The 19,648-nt window shown below is 38.0% G+C and carries 16 protein-coding genes; 3 read left to right on the top strand and 13 right to left on the bottom strand.

The features are described 5' to 3' along the window. Positions 1–110 precede the first annotated feature (110 nt). From AOB46_RS15510 to AOB46_RS15495, 4 genes are all read right to left on the bottom strand, one after another. Positions 111–1,559 (bottom strand): TolC family protein, encoded by a 1,449-nt coding sequence (locus AOB46_RS15510; protein ID WP_062701012.1) that lies wholly within the window; start codon positions 1,557–1,559, stop codon positions 111–113. Further along, entirely contained in the window at positions 1,540–4,731 is a 3,192-nt protein-coding gene (locus tag AOB46_RS15505) for an efflux RND transporter permease subunit (protein ID WP_062701010.1), read from the bottom strand. The genes AOB46_RS15510 and AOB46_RS15505 overlap by 20 nt, the downstream gene beginning before the upstream one ends. Before the next feature lie 23 nt (positions 4,732–4,754). Further along, on the bottom strand, positions 4,755–5,837 hold the full coding sequence (locus AOB46_RS15500; RefSeq protein ID WP_062701240.1) for an efflux RND transporter periplasmic adaptor subunit: 1,083 nt from the start codon (positions 5,835–5,837) through the stop codon (positions 4,755–4,757). 152 nt (positions 5,838–5,989) lie between these two features. Next, complete coding sequence (locus tag AOB46_RS15495; protein ID WP_062701008.1) at positions 5,990–6,379, bottom strand: hypothetical protein; 390 nt, start codon at positions 6,377–6,379, stop codon at positions 5,990–5,992. Positions 6,380–6,922: 543 nt separating this feature from the next. Between AOB46_RS15495 and AOB46_RS15485 the strand changes: the two genes are divergently transcribed. Both AOB46_RS15485 and AOB46_RS15480 read left to right on the top strand, forming a co-directional pair. Further along, positions 6,923–7,312, top strand: coding sequence for a hypothetical protein (locus AOB46_RS15485; protein ID WP_062701004.1), 390 nt, complete (start codon positions 6,923–6,925; stop codon positions 7,310–7,312). Positions 7,313–7,354: 42 nt separating this feature from the next. Further along, the gene (locus AOB46_RS15480) at positions 7,355–7,786 is read left to right on the top strand and encodes an META domain-containing protein (RefSeq protein WP_062701002.1); all 432 of its coding nucleotides are present in this window, start codon (positions 7,355–7,357) and stop codon (positions 7,784–7,786) included. Positions 7,787–7,860: 74 nt separating this feature from the next. On the opposite strand, the gene AOB46_RS15475 is transcribed toward AOB46_RS15480, so the two are convergent. From AOB46_RS15475 to AOB46_RS15435, 9 genes are all read right to left on the bottom strand, one after another. Continuing rightward, positions 7,861–8,118 (bottom strand): SemiSWEET transporter, encoded by a 258-nt coding sequence (locus tag AOB46_RS15475; RefSeq protein ID WP_062701000.1) that lies wholly within the window; start codon positions 8,116–8,118, stop codon positions 7,861–7,863. A gap of 31 nt (positions 8,119–8,149) precedes the next feature. Next, on the bottom strand, positions 8,150–9,184 hold the full coding sequence (locus AOB46_RS15470) for an NAD(P)/FAD-dependent oxidoreductase (RefSeq protein ID WP_062700998.1): 1,035 nt from the start codon (positions 9,182–9,184) through the stop codon (positions 8,150–8,152). A gap of 54 nt (positions 9,185–9,238) precedes the next feature. After that, a complete protein-coding gene (gene gldN / locus AOB46_RS15465; RefSeq protein ID WP_062700996.1) occupies positions 9,239–10,177 on the bottom strand; it encodes a gliding motility protein GldN in 939 nt (312 codons plus the stop codon). Between the two features lie 22 nt (positions 10,178–10,199). Beyond that, the gene (locus tag AOB46_RS15460; protein ID WP_062700994.1) at positions 10,200–11,792 is read right to left on the bottom strand and encodes a GldM family protein; all 1,593 of its coding nucleotides are present in this window, start codon (positions 11,790–11,792) and stop codon (positions 10,200–10,202) included. A 52-nt stretch (positions 11,793–11,844) separates the two neighbouring features. After that, positions 11,845–12,540 carry a gliding motility protein GldL gene (gene gldL, locus AOB46_RS15455; protein ID WP_062700992.1) on the bottom strand — a complete coding sequence of 232 codons (696 nt, stop codon included), beginning with the start codon at positions 12,538–12,540 and terminating at the stop codon, positions 11,845–11,847. A gap of 59 nt (positions 12,541–12,599) precedes the next feature. Continuing rightward, positions 12,600–14,018: a gliding motility lipoprotein GldK gene (gene gldK / locus AOB46_RS15450; protein ID WP_062700989.1), complete on the bottom strand. Its 1,419-nt coding sequence runs from the start codon at positions 14,016–14,018 to the stop codon at positions 12,600–12,602. 108 nt (positions 14,019–14,126) lie between these two features. After that, a complete protein-coding gene (gene glmS, locus AOB46_RS15445) occupies positions 14,127–15,980 on the bottom strand; it encodes a glutamine--fructose-6-phosphate transaminase (isomerizing) (RefSeq protein ID WP_062700987.1) in 1,854 nt (617 codons plus the stop codon). 24 nt (positions 15,981–16,004) lie between these two features. Beyond that, positions 16,005–17,597 carry a DUF4270 family protein gene (locus tag AOB46_RS15440; RefSeq protein WP_082377167.1) on the bottom strand — a complete coding sequence of 531 codons (1,593 nt, stop codon included), beginning with the start codon at positions 17,595–17,597 and terminating at the stop codon, positions 16,005–16,007. A 13-nt stretch (positions 17,598–17,610) separates the two neighbouring features. After that, complete coding sequence (locus AOB46_RS15435) at positions 17,611–18,381, bottom strand: glycogen/starch synthase (protein ID WP_062700983.1); 771 nt, start codon at positions 18,379–18,381, stop codon at positions 17,611–17,613. A 171-nt stretch (positions 18,382–18,552) separates the two neighbouring features. Here AOB46_RS15435 and panC point away from each other — a divergent pair, with 171 nt between their 5' ends. After that, positions 18,553–19,401: a pantoate--beta-alanine ligase gene (gene panC, locus AOB46_RS15430; protein WP_062700981.1), complete on the top strand. Its 849-nt coding sequence runs from the start codon at positions 18,553–18,555 to the stop codon at positions 19,399–19,401. Positions 19,402–19,648: the final 247 nt, after the last annotated feature.

Raw genomic sequence — 19,648 nt, 5'->3', positions numbered from 1 at the left:
CTCCGGAATTATTTTAAGAATCAATTATTTGGTTCATTATTAAAAAAAAAACAGCCCCCGCAGGGGCCAGCCTCAAAACATTAACTGTTTTATTGAGAATTATGATATTTTTATTTCCAGCCTCCTCCAAGGCTTTTGTAAATATCCACCACTGTGCTAAGCTGTTTCTGTTTAGCTTCAATCAGTTCCATTTTTGCATCCAGAGCATCTCTTTGATTTAACAGCACTTCCAGATAATCTGCTCTTGAATTTCTGAATAGCTGGTTAGCGATATCAATAGACTGGTCCAGCGCTTTGGTTTCCTGAGATTTCAGCTGATAATACTGGTCTATATTTTTAATCTTAGACATCAGGTTGGCCACGTCCAGATAAGCATTCAGAATTGTTTTATCATATTCATAAAGAGACTGTATCTGTTTGGCATCAGCTGTCTGGAAATTGGCTTTGATAGCACTTTTATTGATCAGCGGCCCGGCCAGCTCTCCTGCTAAATTATAGGCAATGGATTCCGGCATTTTAACCAGATAGGAAGGTTTGAAAGCTTCCAGCCCTAAGGTTGCAGAAATTTCAAGTGACGGATAAAACTCTTTTCTTGCGGCCTGCACATCCAGTTTTGCTGCTTTAAGCTCCAGTTCTGCCTGTTTAATATCCGGACGGTTAGACAGAAGCTGAGACGGAATCCCGGTATAAACAGTCTGCGGAATGGTAGACATGAAGCTTTCCTTTGTTCTTATAATAGGCTGCGGATATCTACCCAGAAGGGCATTAATCTGATTTTCTTTTTCTGTAATCTGCTGGCGGATGGTGTATTCTGCAGCTTTCGATTTTGCCAGCTCAGCTTCAAATTTTTTCACGGCCAGTTCTGTGGCTGCCGCGGCTTCTTTCTGTATTTTAGAAATTTCCAGGGCTCTTTCCTGAAGCCTGATATATTGCTGAATAATATCCAACTGATTATCAAGAGCCAGCAATTCATAGTAATTATCCGCCACTTCTTCAATAAGATTGGACAATACAAAGTTCTTCCCTTCAACTGTAGAAAGATAGTGAGCTACTGCAGCTTCTTTCTCGGTTCTGAGTTTTTTCCAGATATCGATTTCCCAGTTGGCCATCAATCCTCCTTCAAAATTACCCAGTGGATCCGGCATTTCTTTTCCGGGTTCTATTTCTGTAGTAGCATCTCCTGCTCCTTCACTGGTGTAACGTCCCGCTTTTTTAAGTCCCGCTCCTATTCCGGCAGAAACAGCAGGGCTCAGTTTTCCTTTTTTAGCTAAAACACCACTTTTGGCAATTTCAATTTCCTGAAGCGTAATCAGCAGTTCCTGATTATTTTTCAGGGCAGTCTCAATTAAGCTAACCAGATTAGGATCTGTAAAAAATTGTCTCCATGGGGTTGTTCCGCTATTGTTATTTGCGTCCTGAGGCTCTTCCTGATTGAAATTCTGGGGAAGGTTTTCTTTTACTTCATCTTTTATAACGGTTGCCATGGGAGCTTTACAACCTGCTAATACAAGCGATATTACTGCCGCAGTGAATATATTCTTAATCTTCAAATTTTCCATCGTGTTCGTAAGGTTCAGTTTGTTCTGTTAATGGGTTCTCTTCTTCATATCTGGCCAGTCTTGATTTTTCTGCAATGGTTCCGAATATATAATACAGTCCCGGAATAATCATCAGTCCGAAAACAGTTCCTATAAGCATACCGCCGGCTGCAGCTGTCCCGATAGTACGATTCCCTATTGCTCCGGGGCCTGTAGCCATTACCAGTGGAATAAGACCTGCAATAAAGGCAAATGAAGTCATCAGAATAGGACGAAAACGGATGGCTGCGCCTTCAATAGCCGCCTTAACCACCGGAATTCCTTCTTCGGCTTTCTTCTGAACCGCAAATTCCACAATCAGTACAGCATTTTTACCCAGCAGGCCAATCAGCATGACCATGGCAACCTGTGCATAAATATTATTTTCCAGACCTAATAATTTCAGGCATAAAAATGCTCCGAAAATACCTGTAGGAAGGGATAAAATTACCGGAAGCGGAAGGATAAAGCTTTCATATTGTGCTGAAAGGATCAGGTAAACAAATCCCAGACACACCAGAAAGATAAATATAGCTTCGTTTCCACGGCTCACCTCGTCTTTAGAAATACCTGCCCAGTCTATTCCAAAACCTCTAGGAAGTGTTTTATCAGCAACTTCCTGAATGGCTTTGATGGCCTGTCCGCTGCTGTATCCCGGCGCCGGAGTTCCGCTCACTTCGGCAGAGTTATACATATTATGTCTTGTAATCTCGGAAAGTCCGTATACTTTTTCAAGTTTCATAAAATCGGAGTACGGAACCATCTGTTCTTTATCATTTTTCACATACAGTTTCAGAAGGTCGGTTGGAAGTGCCCGGTACTGCGGTCCGGCCTGTACGATTACTTTGTAAGGCCTGTCAAAACGGATAAAACTGGTCTCATAGTTGGAGCCGATCAGAGTAGACAGGTTGCCCATAGCATTATCAATGGTAACCCCTTTTTGCTCGGCAAGATCATTATCCACCTTAAGCATATACTGAGGGAAGCTTGCAGAATAGAAAGTAAATGCAGACCCCAGTTCAGGGCGTTTCTTTAATTCTTTTACAAAATCGTTGCTTACCTGTTCCATTTTATGGTAATCTCCACTTCCGGCCTTATCCAGCAGGCGGAGTTCAAAACCTCCCGCGGCACCATATCCCGGAATGGAAGGCGGCTGGAAAAATTCTATATTGGCTCCGGGAATATTTTTGGCTTTTTCTTCCAGCTTTTCAATAATTTCTGCGGCGGATTCTTTGCGTTCTTCCCAACTTTTCAGGTTGATCAGACAGGTTCCTGAATTGGAACCGGTTCCTTCTGTCAGAATTTCGTATCCTGCCAGTGAGGAAACTGACTGCACCCCGTCAATATCTTCAGATTCCCGAAGCAATTCTCTCGCAATCTGATTGGTTCTTTCCAGTGTAGATCCCGGCGGGGTCTGGATAATCGCATAGATCATTCCCTGGTCTTCTGCCGGGATAAATCCGGAAGGAAGGGAATTACTCAGGAAGAAAGTACAGGCACAGAATGCCAGCAATAACGGAAGGGTAAATGCTTTCTTTGTTACTGTTTTATTCAGCAGTTTCTCGTATTTCCCGGCTCCTTTTGTAAACAGGTTATTGAATTTATCCAGGAAAATGGTAACGGGTGTCTTCTTTCTGGCTTTTCCGTGGTTATTTTTCAGGATCAGGGCGCAAAGTGCAGGTGTAAGCGTTAATGCAACCACTCCGGAAAGGATAATTGCCGAAGCCATGGTAATAGAGAACTGACGGTAAAATACTCCTACCGGGCCGGACATAAAGGCAATTGGAATGAATACGGATGCCATTACCAATGTAATCGCAATGATGGCCCCACTGATCTCATGCATTGCTTCTTCTGTGGCTTTCAAAGGGGAAAGATGTTTCTCCTCCATTTTGGCGTGAACAGCTTCAATCACTACAATCGCATCATCTACTACAACCCCGATGGCCATTACCAGAGCAAAGAGTGAAATCATATTCAGGGTGATTCCGAATGCAAACATTACAGCAAATGTACCCACCAATGAAACGGGAACGGCCAGAGCCGGAATTAGCGTTGAACGCCAGTCTCCAAGGAACAGAAATACTACGATTGCCACAAGAATGAAAGCTTCAAACAATGTGTGAATTACTTTTTCCATGGAAGCATCAAGGAACCTGGAAACGTCATAGCTGATATCATAATGCATACCTTTCGGAAATGTATTTTTCTCAAGGTCCGCCATTAAAGCCTTCACATTTTTGATAACATCACTTGCATTGGAGCCATATGACTGCTTTACAGTAATTGCTGCCGAAGGTTTTCCGTTCAGCGTGGAATAGATATCATACATTGAGCTTCCGAATTCAATATCTGCAACATCTTTCAGCCTTACAAATTCTCCGGCTGATTTTGCTTTTAAGATGATGTTTCCGTAGTCTTTTTCATTATTGAAACGTCCCGGATATTTCAGGATGTATTCAAATGATTGCGAGCGCTTCCCGGAGCTCTCTCCTGTTTTTCCCGGAGAAGCTTCAAGACTCTGCTGATTCAGGGCCTCCATTACCTCGTCAGCTGAGATATTATAAGCGGTAAGCCTGTCTGGCTTCAGCCAGATACGCATGGCATATTCACGGGTTCCTAGAATATCTGCGAATCCTACCCCGCTTACCCTTCTCAATTCGGACATTACGTTAATATCAGCATAATTGAACAGGAATTTCTGGTCAGCTTTAGGATCGTCACTGTACAGGTTGATGTACATGAGCATATTGGGTTCTTCACGGGTAATTTTCACTCCTTCACGTACTACCAGCGGTGGAAGTTTATTGACTACTGAAGATACACGGTTCTGAACATTTACTGCGGCAACATTGGGATCTGTTCCAAGATCGAACACCACCTGAATGGAAGCTTCCCCGTCATTTCCTGCATCGGAAGTCATATATTTCATGCCCGGTACTCCATTCAGTCCTCTTTCGAGGGGGATAACCACGGACTTGATCAATAATTCGTTGTTGGCTCCGGGATATTCCGCAGTAATATTTACTTTAGGCGGAGAAATTGAAGGAAACTGGGTCACCGGAAGTTTTACCAATGACAAAACTCCCATAAATACGATAATCAAAGAGATTACGATAGACAGAACAGGTCTGCGGATGAATTTCTTAAACATACTGTTTCTTTATTAGACGTAGACTACTCTGCTTTTAATTTCAACGACTGAAGAACTTTTTTAGGATCCTGGAATTTTATTTTTATCTTTTGATCGTCTTTTACTTTCTGTACTCCTTCCAATAATATTTTATCTCCTGTCGAAAGGCCAGAACCCACTACATAAAGATCAGGCAGTTCATAAGCTATTTTTATGTTTCTGGATTTTGCTACCCCGTTTTTATCAATCACAAATACATATTTCTGATCCTGGATTTCATAGGTTGCTTTCTGTGGAATAATTAATGCGTTATGTACCGGAAGGGTCATCTGTATTTTCCCGGTTTCTCCGTTTCTCAGAAGCTTATCCGGGTTGGGGAATTTTGCTCTGAAGGCAATATTGCCGGTTTCGTTGTCAAATTCTCCTTCAATGGTCTGGATCTCTCCTTTTTGAGGCAGTGTTTCTCCATTGGCCATGATTAAGGATACCTGATTGCTTCCCCTGTCTGCCGCATGGGTCTGATAGCTCAGATATTCTGGTTCTGAAACATTAAAATAGCTGTAAACACTTGTATTGTCTGATAAAGAAGTCAACAGATCACCTTCATCCACAAGGCTACCCAATTTTAGAGGAATTCTGTTGATTACTCCTGAAAACGGGGCTTTAATATCGGTAAATGATAAATGGATCTGAGCCAGTTTCATTTCAGCATTAGCTGCATCCAGCTTAGCTTTAGCCATTGCTCTTTCATTCTTGGAAACAATGTTGTTATTAGCCAGCGTACTGGCATTTTTAAGTTCAATAGATGCCTGCTCTACTTCTGCTTTAGCTTTTAACAGCTCTGCCTGGTATAACTGAGGCATAATTCTGAACAGGGTCTGGCCTGCGTGTACATACTGGCCTTCATCTACGTAAATTTTTTCGAGAAATCCTTTTTCCTGTGCGCGGATTTCAATGTTTTTTACGGACTGGATCTGGGCTACAAATTCTTTATTGATCACAGTATCCATCCTTACAGGACTGGTAACAGGATAAACTGCCGCTTCTTCTTTTTCTTCTTTTTTGTGACCGCAGCTTACTGCCAGCAAAAGGGTACAAAGCGCAATGCCTGAGGCAACTCTTTTCATCATAATTCTAGAGTTAATATAAATTCGTTAATGTTTTGAATGGAAATAAAAGGTAACAGAGATTTCTGCGATGTGATGATTACCGGCATACACAACACAGTGTGTTTCCTGCCTGCATTGAGAACAGAAAACAAATTAAAAAAAGTGAATTTTTAAATTCTGATAGAACGGATCAGAATGAATCTTTTTACATGGGAAAACAGCGAAAGGAAACCATGAATATCAGGTTTTTTGCTTTTAAAAGATCTTAATCCAAAAATATAAACCAGATTAAACACTCCGGCAAGAACAACAATGGCCTGAAAAGTATCAGAAAGATGGAAATCATCTTCATAAAGTTCTAATGTGGAATTGTCTATATGATCTGCCATCTGCTGAATGGTAAGCTTTTCGTACGTCTGATTCAGGCGGTTGGCTCTTTTGGGCATATGATGAGAAACATGTCCGGAATAGTCATTCCGAAGTGTTTTAACATTCAGACGGCTCTCTACTACAAATAGCAGGAAAAGGCCTGTCAAAAAATATATTATAAAGTTTCTCATTTTGAAGTCGCAAATGTACATTTAGAAATATATATCCTCATAGCAGATTAACAAAATTTAACGCTCCTTTAAATAAGCTGAATAAGGTAATTACGGGATTTCATAATTATTTTCATCTTCTTTCAATGAATGATCCATCATTATTTTCTTTACTGTTTTTTTGAAGGATATATTTATTAGAATGGCAGTTCAATTAAATTCTATATTTCATTACAGCATGATTTAAATCATTTAAACCTATGTATCAGCATGTTGTAATTTTTAATACTTTTGCACCGCGTTAAAACAGCACCGTGAAATGGTAAAAGAATATATTTTTTATTCTGAAATCGGACCCTGAAATCCGGGCATATCCTTCTGATTTTTTTTAATACTTCCTTCTTTGAGGGCTTATGAAAGTACTTTAAAAGAAATCGCATTGTTTTTGAATAAAAAAATATAATTAATTTATGTAAAATTAACATATAATTATCAATAATATTTGTAATTTTATATAATATTAATATCGCAATTTCATGCAACACTTTAAAATCACTTATCACTATGAAAAAATTATTAACAACGGTCCTTGTAGGAGTAGCCGTCTTTTCCTCAACAGCGTGTAAACATCCTGGTAAAGAAGCTGAAACCATTACTGCCGCTCCGGAAAACAAAGATGAAATATCTAAAAATGTCTTCACTGACAGCTATGGCGAAACAATAGAAGTCACCGTAAACAGTACAAAAAACACGGCTACTGTTCATCTGAACGGAAAAACCTATAATCTGAAGAAAAGCGATGCACTGCCTGAATATACGGCCTCTAATGAGGAATATCAATATTCTGACATTAAAGGAAACATTACTTTTTTAAAGAAAAATGTAGACATGGTACTGTTCCATTCTAAACGTGACTCTAAAGGTTCCGGATCTGCAAAAATGGCTTCTTACTAAAATAAGGCAGAACCATTACTTTTAATCAAAATATCAATTATTATGAAAAATTTACTTTATTACTTATCTACTGTATTCTTGTTTGCATTCTTAATTTCATGTAAAACTCCTTCAGCTCAGAACAGTACCGATATTACAGGGAAAACATGGAAACTGACGGAATTAAACGGAAAACCTATTCAGCTTAAAAACCCTAAAAATAATCCTTATTTCAAGCTTAATACAGAAGGTATGAGATATGAGGGACATGCCGGGTGCAATGGCTTTGGAGGAACTTATGAAATTAAGCCAGAAGCTATGAGAATCAAATTCAACCAGGGAATGTCCACCATGATGGCCTGTGAAGATCTGGATATTGAAAATCAATTTACAAAAGCTGTACTTGCAGCAGATAATTATTCGGTTAACGGAAATACACTGACTTTAAATAAGGCCAAAATGGCTCCTTTGGCAAAGTTCACACTTCAGAACTAATTGAAAAAAATATATTGTCAAGCAGTAGCGGCGGGCCGAATGGCCCGCCGCTACTATTATACTATTATCTGAACTCAAGATTTTTTATAGAGGATATAGCAGCCTAAAAGACTCAAATTCACCAATACAGCAAATGAATTCGACAGAATTATAGGCAGTTCATCTTTCTTAATACCGTACCATACCCATAGTGAAAGTCCTGAAATAAGAATCAGAAGCATAACCAAAGAAATATCTTTCACATCTTTTTTCCTGATCACTTTTATTAGCTGGGGAATCATCGAAATGGAGGTAAGAACACCGGCTGTGATTCCGAGAAGATTTTCATTCATAGACCTGTTTCTTGAATATATATTTTAACTCTTATTGAAATCTGTTTAAGGAAACTTCTTCATGCAGAGGGATATTTTCCTCGATGAAACGGTACAGGCTATGGGAAAAATAACATCCGTTAAGAATTCCTCTTGCCCCTAATCCATTGAAAACATAGAGATTTTTATATTCTTCATGTCTTCCGATGATAGGCCTTCGGTCTTTTACTGTAGGACGGAAGCCAAAGTTCACTTCTTTTACTTCAAAATCATAAGGATAAATTTCAGAGAGACCATTGACAAGCTGCTCCACTGCAGAATCATCTATATGATGATGAAGCTGCTCTCTGTCATAGGTTCCACCATAAAAATACGTTCCATTATCAGTTGGAAACAGGAAATGTTTCTTTTTAACGGTAATATTTTCAGGAAGAGATACAGACAGTTTCACTTTTATGTGATGCCCTTTATTGGGATTAACTGCAATATCAGAAAAATATGGATTCTCTTTCACTCCCATACCTTCACAGAATACAACATTTTTAAACTGATAATCTTTGTAGGATGAATTCTGAGCATCTAATTTTGCATAATCAAATTTTTCTTCTTCGATCAGCTCATTTTTCTTGAAATAACTGAATAAACCCTCAAAAAATCCACTTACATCCAGTCTGGCAGACTGATTAACCTTTCCGGTCTTAAACTCGTTTTTTACGCCCTCTAAACGATCGAAATTTTTGTCAAGAAAATCAGACAGGTCTTCATTTTCTGATTTCTTCAGCCAGAGCTTCTGTTCATTTTCATCATGAAAAATTCTGTGGATGGGTGCTTTGATAAGATAATTTTTATCTGTATAAGATTTAATTTCATCCAGAGTAATCTTCAGAAAATCAATCTGCTCCTGAGCTTTCCAGAAAGTTGTAAATTTCTTCAGAACTACCGGGTTGATAATTCCTGCTGAAACCTGAGAAGCGCTTTTCCTTCCCTCAGAATAGATGACGAAGGATTTACCGTTCTTTATAAGCTGATGGGCAAAAAACAGCCCTGCATAGCCATCCCCGACAATAATATAATCTACATTCTTCATAATAAAAAAACCTGAGTAAAAATACTCAGGTTTTCTATAAATATCAAGTGAAATTTAGTAATTCCACATTTCATTTTCCATTTCAAGAATCTGCGATTTAATTCTCTCGCTTTCTTCCAGCTGATCATCAGCATCTCTAGGAATATAATCTTTGATTTTACCGTCTCCTAAACCGCTTGATGACTTATAAATTATTGAAGAGAATCTTCTTGCATTGATAATATCATCAAAAGACAGGTCCGCAGAAGAGTTCTTTCTGTTATACACATAATTATTCGCAAGGATTTCACGTGCATTTGGATAATAGATCCAGAACAGGTCTACAAGATCATCACCACCTGCAAGAGGCTGGCCGTCAGGACCAATTCTTCCTATTGAAGATGGATCCGGACCCATAGCTGCAAGACCCAGAGGTCTGTACTTCATTTGCCCGTCTCTCTTATCGATGAACCACATACCCATTATCTTAAGAACTTTAACTTTATCTGTTGTTGTTCTGATGATATCTGTTAATCTCTTCTTTTCTTCTTCTGTTAATGCTCTTCCGGAGTTAAGAATATCGATAGCTTCTTCATCCAGTCTTACACTTTCCAGTCTTTTCTGAATAGCTTCTGGGCTAAGTCTGGTTACAAAGTTATCATCATCATATACTTCCTTGATGGTTCCGTTAAGCGCACCATCTAACAAAAGCTGATATATAGATCTTGTAGAGGAAGAAAGAAGACCATCCGGATTGTCATAGTAGAAAGGTTGGTTGATCTTATCATTCATATCAATGATCTCCCAAACAAACATACTTTTCATGATGTCTTTATCATCTACGAATCCATATTCCAGTGGTTTCACTTTATTACTGATAACAGTATCCCCTGCTTTTCTCATAGATTCAGCTCTCATCTGTCTAAATTCCTCAGGAGAAGAAGCGTTCAGAATAGTCTGGGAAAAAGCAAATCCCGAAACTAGTACTAAAAGACTGCTAATATATTTTTTCATAATATGATTTTACAAATTAACCTTATTGAACATTAATAATTACAGGTGATATCTCCTTAAGTTTCTGGTTTCCAAGACCTGTAGCTGTTGCCTGAATATCATAGATCTGAACGACATCGCCTGGTCTAAGATTTCTAAGCATACCTTCTGCACCCTGAAGTGAACTTCCTTGGATCAATGTACCAGCTCTTCCAGGAACTTTGATAATGAAGCTGTTTACTGTAAACGAAACAGGGAAATCAAAATCTGGCAACGCTGCAGATACAATCTGGTTAGGAATAGAACCTACAGGCATATAGTTAACCGTCTTGCCTCTGATTTGTCCCTGAGGTCTAGGAATATTTTTAATTCTGTATTCAAATACCTGAGAAACAGTCTTACCATATGGATCAGTTCCTGATAATGTTAACTTAACAGTATTACCTGTAGTAGGAGTTACATCCCATTTACCCGGACCTGTGCTCTTCACAACAGCTCCTGGAGCAGATAATGAAAGTCTAGAGTTATCAGCACCTAAGATAGATCCTGAAACAGGGTTCTCAAGTCCTCTGTACATTACATTCATCTTATCTGCAGAAAGTAATAATCCTTTTTCAAGTTTTACTTCTCTTGGTCCTGCAATTACGTTATACGTATGCGTCCAAGGGAAAGGCTGTGATTTACCTGAAGCATCAGTTAGTGTAATTACACCTCCTAATTTATGCTCTCCAAGTCCAGAACCTGAAATTGAAATTGTACCTTTACCGTTTTCTACTCTGCTAACACCAGAAATACTGATCTTATTACTGTTAGAATAGTTTCCTAACATTACTTTTACCTCTGCCTGTTTACCTGCCTGAATATCTACCGGACCTGAAACAATAGCTTCATAGCTTGTAAATTTGATACTCGCATCTACTTTTTCCTGAAGTAATAATGCCAATGCATCAGATTGTACATTTCTGGCATCATTTTGGATAATCTCCAGATTAGAAATTGCAGCGATAAGCGGCTGGTGATAAAATTTATTCTGGAACCATGTTTTATCATTCGGAGATTTTCCTTTAGGATATTCTGCGATAAGAGATTTGTTTGCTCTATCTACAAGGTCCTTCAATTGTTCATTATTACCAAAAGTTGCATTGATATAATTTCTTACATCATCAATCTTAGCTTTCAGATCTAAAGCTCCTTTTGAAGGTGTATTTTCGTCACCTTCTTTAAAGAAATATTCTGTAGTAGCCTCATTGTTATTTAATGCGGCAAAGTTTTCGCTTACATCAATATCTTTTCCTGTTTTAGGATCTTTATCGTGGAACTCTGACTGTTTCTTAAGAGCGTCTTTGATTCCCTGAGCAGAGGATACCAATACATCAATCTTACCTTTCAGAACTTTATACTGTTCCCAAGGCTGAGCGTAAGTATCCGGAACCTGCTGAGCTTTAGCCTCAAGCGTTCTTTCAAAGATCTTTTCGTTCTTTTTCTCTGTTAAAGTTCTTGTTTCATTCAACGCTCTGGTTGAGTCATAATATGATCTGATGATTTCTGCATCAATGTTGAGGGCCATCATCGCGATGAACACCAGATACATCAGGTTGATCATCTTCTGACGAGGGGTCTGTTTTCCTTGTGCCATTCTCTTTTCTTTGTTTTTTGATTAAGTAGTTAAATTTAGAAATGGTTCAGGATTAAGACTTCATAGCAGTTAACATACCGCCATAAACTCTGTTTAAGTTATTCAGATTAGATGTTAAACCTTGTAGCTCTTGATTGAATTTCTCAGACTGCTCTGCAGACTTCTGCATATCTGCTACATATTTATTAGCAAATTCAGATTGTCTTTTTCCGCTTTCAAGCTGCATTGCATATAGAGCATTCATGCTTTCCATGTGCTGAGCTGCTTTATTAAGCTGGTCATTGTACTTGTGAGTAGATGCAGATACATCAACGGTTTGGTTGATCTGGTCTACAGAATTTGAAAACTTGTCGATTCCTGTTCTTAATCTTTCGAATAACTGAACATCAAGTTTAGCATCTTCAAGCATTTTATCTAGTTTCGTCGAAAGAGAATTTTCTAATTCTGCAAACTGCTGTTGAGCATTCACTTTAGTAGATACATTAGAGTGAAGCGGGTTTGGATTCGCATGTTTATCTAATAATTCAGGATATACATTTTCCCAAGCATAAGACTCTTCTGATTTTGGAGGGTCAAATGCGAAAATGATAAAGATAATAGCTTCCGTAATAAGTCCCACAGTAAGAGCCATATTTCCGTTAATAGGTCCCAGGGTAATGTGAGTAATTTTAAGCCAAGCTCCAAGAATTACAATTGCAGCCCCGAATGAATAAAAGAAATTCATCCAAGCATCTTTAGTCTTAAACATATTAAGTTAGTTTTTTTAATGTTAAATAAAATTGTATTGAAAAATAATTGTCTGATTGATTATCTGTTAACTCTTCTTGGTTTAACAGCTGCTTCAGGAATATCCTGTACAGTTCTGAATCCGATATAACTTCTTGCGGAATCTTTTCTTTCCCAATCTCTTGCACCGGTCATCAGCGCATAGCCAACGTCTTTCCAAGATCCACCTCTTACAGATCTTTTTGTATCTACTTTATCTTTCGTAGAAGGATTTAAAGTAGAAGAGAATCCATAAGAAGAGTTGTTATAAGCAGATGCTGTCCATTCAGAAACGTTTCCAGCCATATCAAATAACCCAAACCCATTTTTCTTAAATTTCTTAACTGGAGCTGTATATGTATAAGTACCTTTTTTCTCGTCTTCCATGTAGTTACCTCTCTTAGGTTTGAAGTTGGCAAGGTAGCAACCTCTGTCGTCCATTAAATAAGGACCTCCCCATGGATAAGTAGCATTTTGCATTCCCCCTTTTGCAGCGTATTCCCATTCTGTTTCAGTTGGAAGACGGAATGTCAATGGTCTTTGTTTTTTTCTTTTTAAACTTTCGTTATAGTCTGTTTTCAGTTTAGATCTGAAGTTACAGTAAGCTCTAGCCTGATCCCATGTAACCCCTACTACAGGATAGTTTTTATAAGCTTTGTGCCAGAAATACTGTTCAAACAATGGCTCATTATAAGCAAAATGGAAATCTTTTACCCAAACTGTAGTATCAGGATAGATCGCAATGCTTGAACTCTTCAGGTAGTTTGCCCCTCTTTCGTTATCAGCAATTGCAGCATCCATATCTCCCCACTGATAGGTATATTTAAGCTTACTTACATCCAGGATTCTTTCGTTTCCGATTCTGGAAGAAGCCGGCAGATACATAGATTCTAAAACTTCCGCATATTCTACATCAGGATACTTACCTGTACTCCAATGTAACGGGATTTTCCAGTCTAGTCTTTTGCTTGCATCATAACTTCCGTCTTCTCTTCCTCCCTGGCCTTCTAAATATTCTTGATAAGGTGTTAAATTTTCTTCTTTTTTAGCAAGGTATGCATAATCTCCTATGCTTGCTCCTCTACGTCCGCCTTCTCCGCCTTCTCCGGCAGCCTCAGCAAGTAGTGTTCTAGCGATAGAATCTCTTACATAGTTGATAAATACCCTGTACTCTGCATTGGTAGTCTCTGCTTCATCCATGAAGAAAGAAGAAACAGTAACTGTTTTCAATGAAGCTTTTTCAGGAGTATTTGTTGGATCCTGGTCTGCTAAACCAACAACAAATGAACCTGCAGGAATTGCGACCATTCCGTATGGTCTTTCCGCAACAAATGATTTCGTTTTTTCTCTTGGTATCAATTCTCCTTTTGTTCCTGGCTTCCCAACTGAAGAGCTGCCACCACCTGAACAAGATACCGATGCTACTGACGCAGACAATAATAAAAGAAATATCCTTTTCATGTTAATTTTTATAATTAAGCCGTAAATATATAATTTTTTTAAGAAACTTTTAAGATTTTTTTTGAAATAACGGAAGAAATCTAAATTTATTTTATTTACAACAATTTTTTATTCCACGGTTACTGATTTTGCAAGGTTTCTCGGCTGGTCTACATTAGCTCCTCTATACACTGCTATATAGTATGCTAACAGCTGTAAAGGCACTGACGCAACGATTGGTGAGAAACATTCTGAAGTCTCAGGAACTTCAATAACATAATCTGCCATTGAACTTACCTGCTGATCTCCTTTATTAACCACTGCAATAATTTTTCCTTTTCTTGCTTTAATTTCCTGAACGTTGCTTACGATCTTATCATAATGACCTTTTTTAGGAGCAATAATAACGATCGGCATGTTTTCATCGATCAAAGCAATTGGTCCGTGCTTCATTTCTGCTGCCGGATATCCTTCTGCATGAATATAAGAGATTTCTTTTAGCTTTAAAGCTCCTTCCAGTGCCGCCGGATAGTTGTATCCTCTTCCTAAATAAAGGAAGTTGGTAGCATCCACAAAGTCTTTTGCAATATTCTGAACAAGTTCATGCGTAGAATTCAAAACTTCTTCAATTCTCTTAGGAACTGCATCCAGCTCAGCAATTAAGCTCATGAATTCAGCATTACCAAGGTTTCCGTTATGTTTTCCTAGTTTAAATGCAATTAAAGTAAGAATGGTAAGCTGTGCTGTAAACGCTTTTGTAGAAGCCACCCCGATCTCCGGGCCGGCGTGTGTATAGGAACCGGCATCGGTAATTCTTGCAATAGATGAATCTACTACATTACATATACCATAAATAAATGCTCCTTTTTCTTTAGCAAGCTTTAGTGCAGCCATGGTATCTGCAGTTTCTCCGGACTGGGAAATTGCAATAACAACATCTTTATCGGTAATAATAGGGTTTCTGTATCTGAATTCCGATGCATACTCCACTTCTACAGGGATTCTTGCATATTCTTCAATAAGATATTCTCCGATAAGACCGGCATGCCATGAAGTTCCGCAGGCAATGATGATAATTCTGTTGGCATTCCTGAACTTTTCTACATGATCCCAGATTCCGGCCATCTTGATAATTCCTTCGTCTACAAGAAGTCTTCCTCTCATGGTATCATGTACGGATTTAGGCTGCTCGAAAATTTCTTTAAGCATAAAATGCTCATATCCTCCTTTTTCGATTTGCTCTAAGCTCAGTTTAAGCTTTTGAATCTCCGGCTCAATTTTAGAATTCTCTGTAATCGTTCTGATATCTACTCCATTTTCTAAAGAGATTGTTGCCATATGCCCCTCTTCCAGATAAATAGCTTCTTTTGTGAATTCTACAAAAGGGGAAGCGTCAGAAGCAATAAAATATTCTTTATCTCCGATTCCGATAGCCAGTGGAGAACCTAATCTTCCTACTACCAGCACTCCCGGATAATCTTCATGCATTACGGTTATAGCGTAGGCACCGTATACTTCATTGAGTGCAAATCTTACTGCTGAAGGAAAATCCGTTTCCGGATTCAGATCCATAAAATACTGGATAAGATTCACCAATACTTCTGTATCTGTTTCTGATTTAAAGGTAAATCCTTTCCCGGTAAGCATTGTTTTGATGGTATCATAATTTTCAATGATACCATTATGAACGATGGCTACTTTACCATTGTTTGATAAATGGGGATGGGAATTCCTGTCGCTTGGAACTCCGTGGGTTGCCCAACGGGTGTGCCCCATTCCTATTTTGGCTTTCCCTTTTAGCTGCGCAGAAATATTAACCAAGTCATCTACTTTTCCTTTCGTTTTTTCTACTTCAAACTTTCGGTCTGCATCTTCCAAAACGATTCCCGCACTGTCATATCCTCTATATTCTAATCTTCTAAGACCGTTGATCACAATATCATACGCATCCTGAAATCCTGTATATCCTACTATTCCGCACATATTTTTTCTAGTGTTTTTATTGTGTTATTTTTTTGTACCGTAAGTTACTTTTAGCTGAATGCTATTTGGGTTATTCGCTGTACCTACAAATACTGCTCTGTCCATTGCAAATGCTCTGGTGGTATATTTAAATCCGGCTAATACGCTTGATGTATCTTTTATGAAATCTCCTGCATTCAGAACCAATACTTTATTCGTCGTATTTTTCTCAACAATATCCTTTAGTGTTTTGGTTACGTAAAACTCATAATAAGCTGGGTTTTTATCTAAATCGTAACCGTTAAACAATCCAAAGCCTGAAGTAAGATCTGAAGTAAACCCGTCAGGAAGAAGCGCTGATGTTGTTGGAGATGCAGAGGCAGTCACCAACGTTAGTTTTTGTGGTTTCTGATAATTGTTAGCCCAGTCTGTAGGGTCTGTATAAATTCTGATTCTTGCATTGATGATTGCAGCTTTATTATTTTGATATAAAGATCTAAGTTCATCAATTTTAGCATCAGGAATTTTAACAGCAATGGAAGGACCTCCCATTCCCTGAAGGAAAAGCTTTTGATCTCCATCCTGTGTATTGATAGCCGTTCTTGCTGTTTCCCAGGCACTTCCTGATCTGTTATATTCATAATGACCAAGACGTGCTCCTCCAAGAGTAAATCTGAATGGCGTCTGCTGTGTTCTTGTTACAGTTCCACCCGATGTGGTTTCATTACTGTAATACATAATTATTTCTGTATTATCAGGAGAAAACTGGAAAAGGTATCCGTTCGTTTCATCTACAGAAATTTTAAGACCTTTAAAATATCTGACAAAATTAGCAGCATTCAGAAGTTCAGGTTTCTTATTTTTATCCAGGATTTTGGTCTGGAAAATATTTTTATCCAAAGGAATTCTCATTCCGACAGCTCCTGTAAAGATAATGGTGTTATCTGATTTTTTAGACACCGTTACTTCACTGTAATTTCCGTTAAATGTTGTGCTTCCCAACAGATCTCCGGTACTTATATTGGCATTTGATTTACTCAAATCCGGATTATTAGCATCTAAGAAAGTAGTAACTTCCTGTACTTTCACATGGTACAACACCTCTGTACTTCCTATTTTACCTCTTCCGTATTTTACAACCGGATAGAATTTCTTCTCAATGGAAGCCTTTACCGTTTCAGTACCAACCAGGAAATCTATATCCTGTGCAGGTTTTGCATCTACGGAATCTTTTTTATATTGAGTCTCATTTGCCGGCCTGATTACCATTACAACAGAATCTACTTTTGGTGCGGTACCAAAATCAAAATCGTATTGGGTTAACCTAAGCTGGGAAATAAAAGATGCTTTCTGCATTCCGAACTGACCTTCGGAAAAAGCTCCTAAAACAGCTGTGGATGGAGATACTCCGTTGGTATTGATCTGGTTGATCAGTCTTGAGGCATCACTGCTTATACTATCTTTGTTATCAATATTGTAAGCGATAAGAGGGTATGATTTTTCATTTCCGTCTGTGGCGTCTTTTATAAACAGCTGTTCTCCCAGCGAATCTGCCTCCGGTTCACAGTTATAAAGAAGTGCACTCCCGAAAAACGCCAGTAAAAGCATGGCGAAAGTCCTTTTAACAGTATGAGTCATTAAAAAAGTGTTTTTAATAAAGTTGGTTTATAGAATCTACGTCTACGTATTCTGATTTGGGAGTTGTTGTTTCATTGAAGCCTTTGTCAAGATCTTCATCAAGAAACTCATCTCCTTTCACTACCATATCTACATAGTTCATGCTTTCGGTAACAAAGCTTTTTATCGTCGGGTTATCTAACGCTTTTAGCCCGGAAATATTATCGAAGGCCAGCTTTTCAGCAATATTCTTATCCAGATCCGCATCTTTCTCATTATATAAAGAAAGAACAATTTTCGCGTCTTTAAAATAAGTATCAGATTCGTAATAGGTTTTAAGATAAATCGGAACAAAAGAAGACATCCATCCGTTCAGATGGATTACATCCGGAACCCAGTTCAGTTTCTTAATGGTTTCAATAACGCCTCTGGCAAAGAAAATAGCTCTTTCGTCGTTATCTCCGAAAGGATTTCCTTCGTCATCGAAATAGTATTGTTTTCTTTTGAAGTATTCTTCATTATCGATAAAGTAAACCTGAAGTCTTTCTCCCGGAAGGGATGCTACTTTAATAATTAAGGGCTGATCCAGGTCATTGATAATAATATTCATTCCTGAAAGACGGATCACCTCATGAAGCTGGAATTTCCTCTCACTTATTTGTCCAAATCTTGGCATAAAAACTCTTACATCATTGCCTTCATTGTGCATCTTAAGTGCCATTTTGTTAACCACTGCAGCCATATTTGTATCTTCCTGATATGGATACATCTCTGTAGTAATGTACAGTATTTTTTGATTCGGCATAAACTTCTATCTATTTTTTTGTAAAAATGCTTTAATGTGCAAAATTACAAAAAAACATCCAACATTATTTTAATTAACATTTTTTTACGATAATTCCCTTTTTCAAATTATTAAAAACACATATTATTTTATGATATTTTTAGTATTTTTGAAATAGTATTACAATAAACTATGGAAGTTATAAAAAACAGGAAAACCCTTCAGGATTTCATTGAAAGACAGAAAGAAATGGGAAAACGGATTGGCTTTGCCCCTACTATGGGAGCACTTCACAAAGGTCACCTTTCCTTATATGAAGAAGCCAGAAAAGAAAATGACCTGGTTGTTTCTTCAATTTTTGTAAATCCTACTCAATTTAACAATGCCGAAGATCTTGAAAAATATCCGAGAGATGTTAACAGGGATATTTTAATTCTGGAAAACTCCGGGCTGGTGGATGCGGTATACATTCCTGAAGTTACTGATATTTATCCTGAAAAAACTGAAAGTCTTCATTATGATTTTGACGGACTCGAAAATGAAATGGAAGGAAAATCCAGACCGGGACATTTTGACGGTGTAGGAACTGTTGTGGAAGAACTTTTCAGACAAGTAAAGCCTGACAATGCTTATTTTGGAGAAAAAGACTTTCAGCAGCTGGCTATTATCAAAAAAATGGTCGAGAAAAAACAGATACCTGTAAAAATAAAGGGAGTACCTATTTACAGAGCAGAAAACGGACTGGCATTAAGCTCCAGAAACCAAAGACTTCATGAAGACAGAAGAGAAGCTTCAAAAATCATTTATGAAACATTAAAAAAAGTAAATGACTGGTTCCGGACTGTTACCATTCCCGAAATTAAAGAAAGAGTAGCTGATATCTTTGACCATCAGCAGGGAATGAAGCTAGAATATTTCCTGATTGCAGATGAAGATACCCTAAAAGAGACTGATTTCTTCTACAAAGACAGAAATTTCAGAGCATTTATCGTAGTTGTTGTAGACGGTGTAAGACTGATTGACAACATGCATCTGGATTAACTTTATTTTAAAGAAAATACTTATAACTAACTCTGATCATTGCCTCGTGATCAGGGTTTTTTATTCTGAATTATGGTTAAACCACTTTCTTTTTAAGATATGCAGAGCCGGATGTAAGAAAATGGTATAAAAAATCAAAGGCCTCCTGAGGGAGACCTTTGAAACACCAAATCACAAAATATTAATATGAAAAAAATTTACTTTTCAGTAAACTTGTGACCCGGCTGGGATTCGAACCCAGGACCCA

It is taken from the genome of Chryseobacterium indologenes, from assembly GCF_001295265.1.
In the GTDB taxonomy this organism is placed as follows: Bacteria; Bacteroidota; Bacteroidia; order Flavobacteriales; family Weeksellaceae; genus Chryseobacterium; species Chryseobacterium indologenes_A.
This window is presented reverse-complemented; position numbering and strand designations above follow the sequence as displayed.

Bases quoted from the DNA above. Each gene is read 5' to 3' on its own strand.
- AOB46_RS15510 (WP_062701012.1), bottom strand. From the start codon at position 1,559: ATGGAAAATTTGAAGATTAAGAATATATTCACTGCGGCAGTAATATCG.
- AOB46_RS15505 (WP_062701010.1), bottom strand. From the start codon at position 4,731: ATGTTTAAGAAATTCATCCGCAGACCTGTTCTGTCTATCGTAATCTCT.
- AOB46_RS15500 (WP_062701240.1), bottom strand. From the start codon at position 5,837: ATGAAAAGAGTTGCCTCAGGCATTGCGCTTTGTACCCTTTTGCTGGCA.
- AOB46_RS15495 (WP_062701008.1), bottom strand. From the start codon at position 6,379: ATGAGAAACTTTATAATATATTTTTTGACAGGCCTTTTCCTGCTATTT.
- AOB46_RS15485 (WP_062701004.1), top strand. From the start codon at position 6,923: ATGAAAAAATTATTAACAACGGTCCTTGTAGGAGTAGCCGTCTTTTCC.
- AOB46_RS15480 (WP_062701002.1), top strand. From the start codon at position 7,355: ATGAAAAATTTACTTTATTACTTATCTACTGTATTCTTGTTTGCATTC.
- AOB46_RS15475 (WP_062701000.1), bottom strand. From the start codon at position 8,118: ATGAATGAAAATCTTCTCGGAATCACAGCCGGTGTTCTTACCTCCATT.
- AOB46_RS15470 (WP_062700998.1), bottom strand. From the start codon at position 9,184: ATGAAGAATGTAGATTATATTATTGTCGGGGATGGCTATGCAGGGCTG.
- gldN (WP_062700996.1), bottom strand. From the start codon at position 10,177: ATGAAAAAATATATTAGCAGTCTTTTAGTACTAGTTTCGGGATTTGCT.
- AOB46_RS15460 (WP_062700994.1), bottom strand. From the start codon at position 11,792: ATGGCACAAGGAAAACAGACCCCTCGTCAGAAGATGATCAACCTGATG.
- gldL (WP_062700992.1), bottom strand. From the start codon at position 12,540: ATGTTTAAGACTAAAGATGCTTGGATGAATTTCTTTTATTCATTCGGG.
- gldK (WP_062700989.1), bottom strand. From the start codon at position 14,018: ATGAAAAGGATATTTCTTTTATTATTGTCTGCGTCAGTAGCATCGGTA.
- glmS (WP_062700987.1), bottom strand. From the start codon at position 15,980: ATGTGCGGAATAGTAGGATATACAGGATTTCAGGATGCGTATGATATT.
- AOB46_RS15440 (WP_082377167.1), bottom strand. From the start codon at position 17,597: ATGACTCATACTGTTAAAAGGACTTTCGCCATGCTTTTACTGGCGTTT.
- AOB46_RS15435 (WP_062700983.1), bottom strand. From the start codon at position 18,381: ATGCCGAATCAAAAAATACTGTACATTACTACAGAGATGTATCCATAT.
- panC (WP_062700981.1), top strand. From the start codon at position 18,553: ATGGAAGTTATAAAAAACAGGAAAACCCTTCAGGATTTCATTGAAAGA.